This is a genomic window from Phenylobacterium sp. (assembly GCF_030693805.1).
Taxonomy (GTDB): domain Bacteria; phylum Pseudomonadota; class Alphaproteobacteria; order Caulobacterales; family Caulobacteraceae; genus Phenylobacterium.
Window position 1 is genome coordinate 1 of record NZ_JAUXZW010000106.1, and the last position, 6,644, is coordinate 6,644.

Below are 6,644 nucleotides of genomic sequence, written 5' to 3' on the forward strand. Positions count from 1 at the left end.
TTCTTGGAGATCGGAAGCCGCTGAGCCGGGATCTCGATCTCGCGGACGCCCGACAGGTACTGGCCGGTGATGCTGGCCGGATTGGCCAGGATGTCGGCGGGTTTGCCCTCGGCGACGATCTCGCCGCCGTGCACGCCGGCCGCCGGGCCCATGTCGATCACATAGTCGGCGGTGAGGATCGCCTCCTCGTCGTGCTCGACCACCAACACGGAATTGCCGAGGTCGCGCAGGCCTTTGAGGCTGGCCAGCAGGCGAGTGTTGTCACGCTGGTGCAGGCCGATCGACGGCTCGTCCAGCACATACAGGACGCCGGTGAGCCCGGACCCGATCTGGCTGGCCAGCCGGATGCGCTGGCTTTCGCCGCCGGACAGCGTGCCCGAGCCGCGCGACAGGTTCAGATAGTCCAGCCCGACATCGACGAGGAAGCGCAGCCGGTCGGTGATCTCCTTCAGGATCCGCCGCGCGATCTCCATCTGCTTGGGCGTCAGCGCGGTCTCGAGGCTCTCGAACCATTCCCGGGCGTGGCGGATCGACAGCAGCGACACCTGGCCGATGTGATGGCCGTCGATCTTCACCGCCAGCGCCTCGGGCTTCAGTCGAAAGCCGTGGCAGACTTCGCAGGGCGTCTCGGACTGATAACGCGCCAGCTCCTCGCGCACCCAGGCGGAATCGGTCTCGCGCCAGCGGCGCTCGAGGTTCGGCAGCACGCCTTCGAAGGTCTTGTTGACCTCGTACTTGCGGGCGTTGTCGTCGTAGATGAAGCGGATCTTGTCCGCGCCAGAGCCCTGCAGCACGACCTGGCGGGCCTCATCGGAAAGCTTCCGCCAGGGTTCGTCCATCGAAAAGCCGTAGTGGCGGGCGAGCGCCTGCAGGGTCTGGGTGTAGAGGGGCGAGGGACCCTTGGCCCAGGGCGAGATGGCCCCCTTGTGCAGCGGCTTGTCCTTGTCCGGCACCACGCGGTCGGCGTCGAAGGCGAGCTTGGCGCCCAGGCCGTCGCAGACCGGACAGGCGCCGAACGGGTTGTTGAACGAGAACAGTCTGGGCTCGATCTCGCTGATCGTGAAGCCGCTGACCGGGCAGGCGAACTTCTCCGAGAAGATCAGCCGCCGGGCCTCCTCTTCGCCGGGGTCCTTGTCGGCCCACTCCGCCACGGCGATGCCGTCGGCGAGCTTCAGCGCCGTCTCCAGGCTATCGGCGTAGCGGCTGTCGAGGCCGGACTTGGTGACCAGCCGGTCGACGACGATGTCGATGTCGTGCTTGAGGTTCTTCTCCAGCGCCGGCGCGTCTTCGATCGGCACGAACTCGCCGTCGATCTTCAGTCGCTGGAAGCCCTGCTTCTGCCAGCCAGCGATCTCCTTGCGGTACTCGCCCTTGCGGCCGCGGACGACCGGGGCCAGCAGGTACAGCCGCGTGCCTTCCGGCAGGGCGGAGATCTTGTCGACCATCTGGCTGATGGTCTGGCTCTCGATCGGCAGGCCGGTCGCCGGCGAATAGGGCACGCCGACCCGCGCCCACAGCAGGCGCATGTAGTCGTGGATCTCGGTCACCGTGCCGACAGTGGAGCGCGGATTGCGGCTGGTGGTCTTCTGCTCGATGGAGATCGCCGGCGACAGGCCTTCGATCAGGTCCACGTCCGGCTTGCTCATCAGCTCCAGGAACTGGCGCGCGTAGGCCGACAGGCTCTCTACGTAGCGCCGCTGGCCCTCGGCGTAGATGGTGTCGAACGCGAGCGAACTCTTGCCCGAGCCGGAAAGCCCGGTCAGCACGACGAGTTCGCCGCGGGGGATGTCCACGCTGACGTTCTTCAGATTGTGCTCGCGCGCGCCACGCACGCGGATGAAGTTCAACTGTTCGGCCATGCTGTCCCGGGAAACGCTTTGCGCCATGTCGGGCGCGCTCGAAGGGCCTGGCTAATGTAGTGGCGAGACTCGCCGATGACACTGGAACATTAAGCGAACAATCGAGCCCGCGTCAAAGGGCGTCATGGAAGATCACGCCCATCGTGCGGCGAGCCCCCGACCTCAGCCTGCTGACCCCATGGCGCATGTTCACCCGATAGGTCCCACGCGTCCCCTGCACCGGTCGTTCGCGCACCGCGAAGACGACCGCATCGCCCTGGTTAAGAGGCACGACCTCGGCGCGGGACTGCATGCGCGGGCGCTGTTCGGTCAGCACGAATTCGCCGCCGGTGAAATCCGCGCCCGGCGCCGACAGCAGCACCGCGACCTGAAGCGGGAACACGTGCTCGCCGTAGATGTCCTGGTGTAGGCAGTTGTAGTCACCCTCGCCGTACTGCAGCAGCAGCGGGGTGGGGCGCCTCTGGCCGGCCTCGTGGCAGCGGGACAGGAAGTCGGCATGGGCTGGCGGATACCGCGCCGGCAGTCCCATGGCGGCGTTCCAGCGGTTGGCGATCGGCGCCAGGTGCGGGTAGAGGCTCGCGCGCAAGCTCGCGACCAAGTCGGGCAGGGGATAGGCGAAATAGCGGTACTCGCCCTGGCCGTAGCCGTGGCGCGCCATAACCACCCGGCTGCGGAACGGCGCCTCCTGCGCGTAAAGCGCGGCCAGCGCGCCGCATTCCTCAATGCTCAGCAGCCCTGGCAGCACCGCGTTGCCGCGGGCGTCCAGCGCGACCTGCGCCGCCGACCAGTCCTGGGCGCCCACCCGCGTCTCGATGCTGTCCATCGGACAAGTCTGCCCGTCTCGGCGCGCGAGCGGAACCTGCCGCCCGCGCGCTAAGTCCGAATCTCGCGATTTCAGGCGTCAGGCGGCGATCGGCAGACGCCCGAGGCTCTTCAGAGTCTTCGCGCAGGCCTCGGCCGCCTCCGCGCCCTTGATGCGGAAGTGATCATGGAAGAACCGCCGCTGCGCCTCGCTCTCCTGATACTGATGCGGGGTCAGCACGGCGGAGAACACCGGCGTCTCGGTCTCGAGCTGCACCTGCATCAAGCCGGCGATCACCGACTGAGCGACGAATTCGTGGCGGTAGATGCCGCCGTCGACCACAAAGCCGGCGGCGACGATCGCGACGTAGCGGCCGCTCTTGGCCAGCAGCTTGGCGTGCAGCGGGATCTCGAAGGCGCCGGGCACTTCGAAGCCGTCGACCGGGTTGTCGGCGAGGCCGAGGCCGGCCATCGCCTCCAGGAAGCCCTGGCGGCATTGGTCGACGATGTCGCCATGCCAGCTGGATTGCACGAAGGCGATCCGGGCCTCGGCGGACTGGGCGGCGTGGACGGGGATCTGATAGGGACTCTGGGTCATGGTTTGCTCCCGAAAGCAGGGGTGACCACGACTCAAGGCGCGTCTGACCGGGCGGCCCGACGCCACGCCGAGGCGCGCCGTCGCAACGACCAGTCGTTCTCTTCCATCCGGACTATGACCGTCGGCCCCGGGATCACACCGGGTCTGCTGACCCCGCCTTGCGGGCGGGCGCTCGCGGGCTCGACGTCCTGCAAAGGACGCCATCACCGCCGGTGGGGAATCTCACCCCGCCCTGAGAACGCGTGCCGCCGGAAGGTCCGACAGCGCAGCCATGATGCCGCGCAGGACAAGGGCAGGCAAGGGCGCAGGCTCGTGGATACGTGAGGAGAGGGGGCGCTACGCCCGGCGGTTCAGGGTGATGGAGGTGGCCTGGCCGGCGCCGGGGGTCGCGCCGGGGCCATAGGAGGCGCCGCCGCCGCGCCGGTTGGCGACTTCCTCGGCGATCGCCCTGACCAGGCCCTCGGTGACGGTCTTGGCGCCTTCCAGCGCGCGGCCCTGGCGGGCGAGGACGGCGTCGAAGGCCTCTGTGGCGCGCACAAGCCGCGCGCGCATGGCCAGCGGCGCAGACGCCACCATCGCCGGATTGGAACGGACGCGCGCGGATTCGTGACGATAGAGGTTCGCCAGCCGCGAGGTCTCTTCCATGTTCTGAGCCGCGTCCTGCGGGCGGCGCTGCTCGAAGGCCTGGGCTTCCATCGCCACCAGTTCGGTCAGGCGCTCGGTGAGGATGATCAGCTGGTCGACGCGGTCGTCCGCGTCCTGGGCGTCGATGGCCATGGCGTGTTCCTACTCCAGCCCCTGCAGCTTCAACATTTCGCGGCTCACCATGTCGGCGACGCCGATCCCGCCGGACTTCACCGTCTGCTTGGCGATCGCGTCAGTGAGGAAGGACTGGAACATCTTCTCGCCCGATCCGCCGCCGAACGGCGCCTCGGTGTCGAGGCCCGAGAACATCTGCTGCAGCATGATCGACAGGAAGGACGCCTCGAAATCCTTGGCGGTCTTCTCGATCTCGCCGCGCTTGGCGAGTTCGGCGCCGGTGGCCGCCTGCGGCGTGCTGAGCAGGTTCGGCGAAACGGAGAGTGCGGCGTCAGCCATCACATCACCTCGATTTCGGCCTGCAGCGCGCCGGCCGCCTTGATGGTCTGCAGGATCGAGATCATGTCGCGCGGCGTGACGCCCAACGCGTTCAGCCCGCTGACCAGGCTGGAGAGGGACGCGCCACTGTTGACGGTGACGAACTGGCGGCCCTTCTCCTCGTCCACCGAGACGTCGCTCTGCGGCGTGACGGCGGTCTCCCCGGTCCGGCTGAAGGGGGCAGGTTGGCTGACCTGCGGGCTCTCGCGCACGGTGATCGTCAGATTGCCCTGCTGGATGGCGACGGTGGACAGGCGCACCGCGTCGCCCATGACGATCACGCCGGCGACCTCGTCGATCACCACCTTGGCCGGGCCATCGGGTTCGACGCTGAGGTTCTCGACGCGGGCGAGGTAGCTGGTCATGTCCTGACCCGCCGGCGGACGCACCGCGACGATGGTCGGGTTCTCGGCGACGGCGGTGCCGGGGAAGCTGGAATTGACCACGTCGGCGATGCGCCGCGCGGTGGTGAAGTCCGGATTGCGCAGGGTCAGGCGCAACTGGGTCATGTTCGCCAACTGGAAGCCGATCTCGCGCTCAACCAAGGCGCCCGAGGCGATGCGGCCGGCTGTCGGCACGCCCTTGGAGACGCTGGAGCCTGAGGCGCCGCCGGCGCTCACCGAACCCGTTTGAACGGTGCCCTGGGCGACGGCGTAGGCCTGGCCGTCGGCGCCCAGCAGCGGGGTGACCAGCAGCGTGCCGCCGAGCAGGCTCTTCGCGTCGCCCATCGCCGAGACCGAGGTGTCGATCTGCGCGCCCGTCGCGGCGAACGCCGGGAGGCGCGCGGTGACCATTACCGCTGCGACGTTCTTGGTGTTGAGGTTGGCGTCGCGGGTGTTGACGCCCAGCCGCTCCAGCATCGCCTCGAGGCTCTGCTTGGTGAAGGGCGCGTTGCGCAGGGAGTCGCCCGTGCCGTTCAGGCCGGCGACGATGCCGTAGCCGACCAGCATGTTCTCGCGCACGCCCTCGAACTCGACGATGTCCTTGATCCGCGACTTGGCCGACGCCGGCTGCGCGCAAAGCGCTCCGGCCAGCAGGACGGCGGCGAACAGGCGCAGAGGCAGGCGGGGGGCGATATGTTTCACCGCGCACGCCTTGCGATCCCCGTGCCAGCCTGAAAAGGAAGCAAAATCAGCGTCCGTCGGCACGACGCGCTGACGCATCCGTGACCCTGGGCAGAAATTGCCCGGCATTAACCATGCCCTAAGCACGTGCGTGCGATGAAGCAGCCTAGAGTAATGCGTTCGCGCGAAGGACGTGCATGAAGGTCAACGGAACCAACGGCGTCGCGGGCGTCGCCAGCGTCGACGCATTGCTGGCCCTGCAGGATGTCGGCGGACCGCTTGAGCGTCGCCGCCGCGCCTTCGGCCGGGCAGGGCGCATCCTCGACGTGCTGGACGATGTGAAGGTGGCGCTGCTCGACGGCGCGCTGGACGGCGGCGACCTTGACCGGCTTCGCCGCGCCATTCGCGACGAACGCTCGCAAACCGACGATCCCGGCCTCGAAGCGCTGCTCGATCAGATCGAGACCCGCGCTGCGGTTGAGATGGCCAAGCTTGAACAAGGCGGTCGTGCGGCGTAATCGCACTCCATTCCGCCGGTTCATTGAAACCGGCGGATGTTTTGATATAAGCCGCGCCTCGACGGTGTGTTCCTGGGGGCGTCTGGGGGTTTACGATGTCGGTGACGTCTGATGAAGTGTTGATTGCGGACTCGCAATATCGTCCATCCGAGGACGAGGAGTTCATGAATCCGCGGCAGCTTGAGTACTTCAAACAAAAGCTGCTGAACTGGAAAGAAGACATCCTGAAGGAGTCGCGTGAGACGCTGACTCACCTTCAGAGCGAAACTGAAAATCACCCCGATATCGCCGACCGCGCGTCGTCGGAGACCGATCGCGCCCTTGAACTGCGCACCCGGGACCGACAACGCAAGTTGATCGCCAAGATCGACGAGGCGATCCGCCGTATCGAGGACGGCAGCTACGGCTACTGCGAAGAGACCGGCGAGCCGATCGGCGTCGCCCGCCTCGACGCCCGCCCGATCGCTACGCTCAGCCTCGAAGCCCAGGAGCGGCATGAGCGCCGCGAACGCGTCCACCGCGACGACTAAGAGGCTGTTTGGAAAAGGCGTGAGCGGTGATTCCGCTTCATCGTGGTCTGTGATTCAAGCTCGGGATGTGGACCGAGCAGAGCCGTGGCCGGATGGCCAAGATCGCGAAGAAGACCAAGCGATATCCATCTGATCTG

At 67.3% G+C, this 6,644-nt stretch carries 8 protein-coding genes and 1 riboswitch; of the genes, 2 read left to right on the forward strand and 6 right to left on the reverse strand.

Going from position 1 to position 6,644, the window contains the following annotated elements; all coding sequences use genetic code 11:
- The 6 genes from uvrA to Q8M88_RS04520 all read right to left on the reverse strand — a co-directional run.
- The coding region (uvrA, locus tag Q8M88_RS04495; protein ID WP_305595051.1) for an excinuclease ABC subunit UvrA at positions 1 to 1,859 on the reverse strand (1,859 nt) is incomplete at its 3' end.
- 112 nt (positions 1,860 to 1,971) lie between these two features.
- Positions 1,972 to 2,682, reverse strand: a complete 711-nt coding sequence (locus tag Q8M88_RS04500; protein ID WP_305595052.1) for a 2OG-Fe(II) oxygenase — start codon at positions 2,680 to 2,682, stop codon at positions 1,972 to 1,974.
- 78 nt (positions 2,683 to 2,760) lie between these two features.
- Positions 2,761 to 3,258, reverse strand: coding sequence for a 6,7-dimethyl-8-ribityllumazine synthase (locus Q8M88_RS04505; protein ID WP_305595053.1), 498 nt, complete (start codon positions 3,256 to 3,258; stop codon positions 2,761 to 2,763).
- 91 nt (positions 3,259 to 3,349) lie between these two features.
- A riboswitch (FMN riboswitch) is annotated at positions 3,350 to 3,502 on the reverse strand.
- Between the two features lie 92 nt (positions 3,503 to 3,594).
- Positions 3,595 to 4,035 carry a flagellar basal body protein gene (locus Q8M88_RS04510; RefSeq protein ID WP_305595054.1) on the reverse strand — a complete coding sequence of 147 codons (441 nt, stop codon included), beginning with the start codon at positions 4,033 to 4,035 and terminating at the stop codon, positions 3,595 to 3,597.
- A gap of 9 nt (positions 4,036 to 4,044) precedes the next feature.
- Positions 4,045 to 4,356 carry a rod-binding protein gene (locus Q8M88_RS04515; protein WP_305595055.1) on the reverse strand — a complete coding sequence of 104 codons (312 nt, stop codon included), beginning with the start codon at positions 4,354 to 4,356 and terminating at the stop codon, positions 4,045 to 4,047.
- Complete coding sequence (locus Q8M88_RS04520; protein ID WP_305595057.1) at positions 4,356 to 5,459, reverse strand: flagellar basal body P-ring protein FlgI; 1,104 nt, start codon at positions 5,457 to 5,459, stop codon at positions 4,356 to 4,358. The genes Q8M88_RS04515 and Q8M88_RS04520 overlap by 1 nt, the downstream gene beginning before the upstream one ends.
- Positions 5,460 to 5,656: 197 nt before the next feature.
- Between Q8M88_RS04520 and Q8M88_RS04525 the strand changes: the two genes are divergently transcribed.
- Positions 5,657 to 5,977, forward strand: coding sequence for a flagellar assembly protein FliX (locus tag Q8M88_RS04525; RefSeq protein WP_305595056.1), 321 nt, complete (start codon positions 5,657 to 5,659; stop codon positions 5,975 to 5,977).
- 95 nt (positions 5,978 to 6,072) lie between these two features.
- A complete protein-coding gene (dksA, locus tag Q8M88_RS04530) occupies positions 6,073 to 6,507 on the forward strand; it encodes an RNA polymerase-binding protein DksA (protein WP_371132627.1) in 435 nt (144 codons plus the stop codon).
- The last annotated feature ends 137 nt before the right edge of the window (positions 6,508 to 6,644 follow it).

Excerpts from the sequence above, each read along its gene's own strand:
- Q8M88_RS04500 (WP_305595052.1), bottom strand. The coding sequence starts at position 2,682 with ATGGACAGCATCGAGACGCGGGTGGGCGCCCAGGACTGGTCGGCGGCG.
- Q8M88_RS04505 (WP_305595053.1), bottom strand. The coding sequence starts at position 3,258 with ATGACCCAGAGTCCCTATCAGATCCCCGTCCACGCCGCCCAGTCCGCC.
- Q8M88_RS04510 (WP_305595054.1), bottom strand. The coding sequence starts at position 4,035 with ATGGCCATCGACGCCCAGGACGCGGACGACCGCGTCGACCAGCTGATC.
- Q8M88_RS04515 (WP_305595055.1), bottom strand. The coding sequence starts at position 4,356 with ATGGCTGACGCCGCACTCTCCGTTTCGCCGAACCTGCTCAGCACGCCG.
- Q8M88_RS04525 (WP_305595056.1), top strand. The coding sequence starts at position 5,657 with ATGAAGGTCAACGGAACCAACGGCGTCGCGGGCGTCGCCAGCGTCGAC.
- dksA (WP_371132627.1), top strand. The coding sequence starts at position 6,073 with ATGTCGGTGACGTCTGATGAAGTGTTGATTGCGGACTCGCAATATCGT.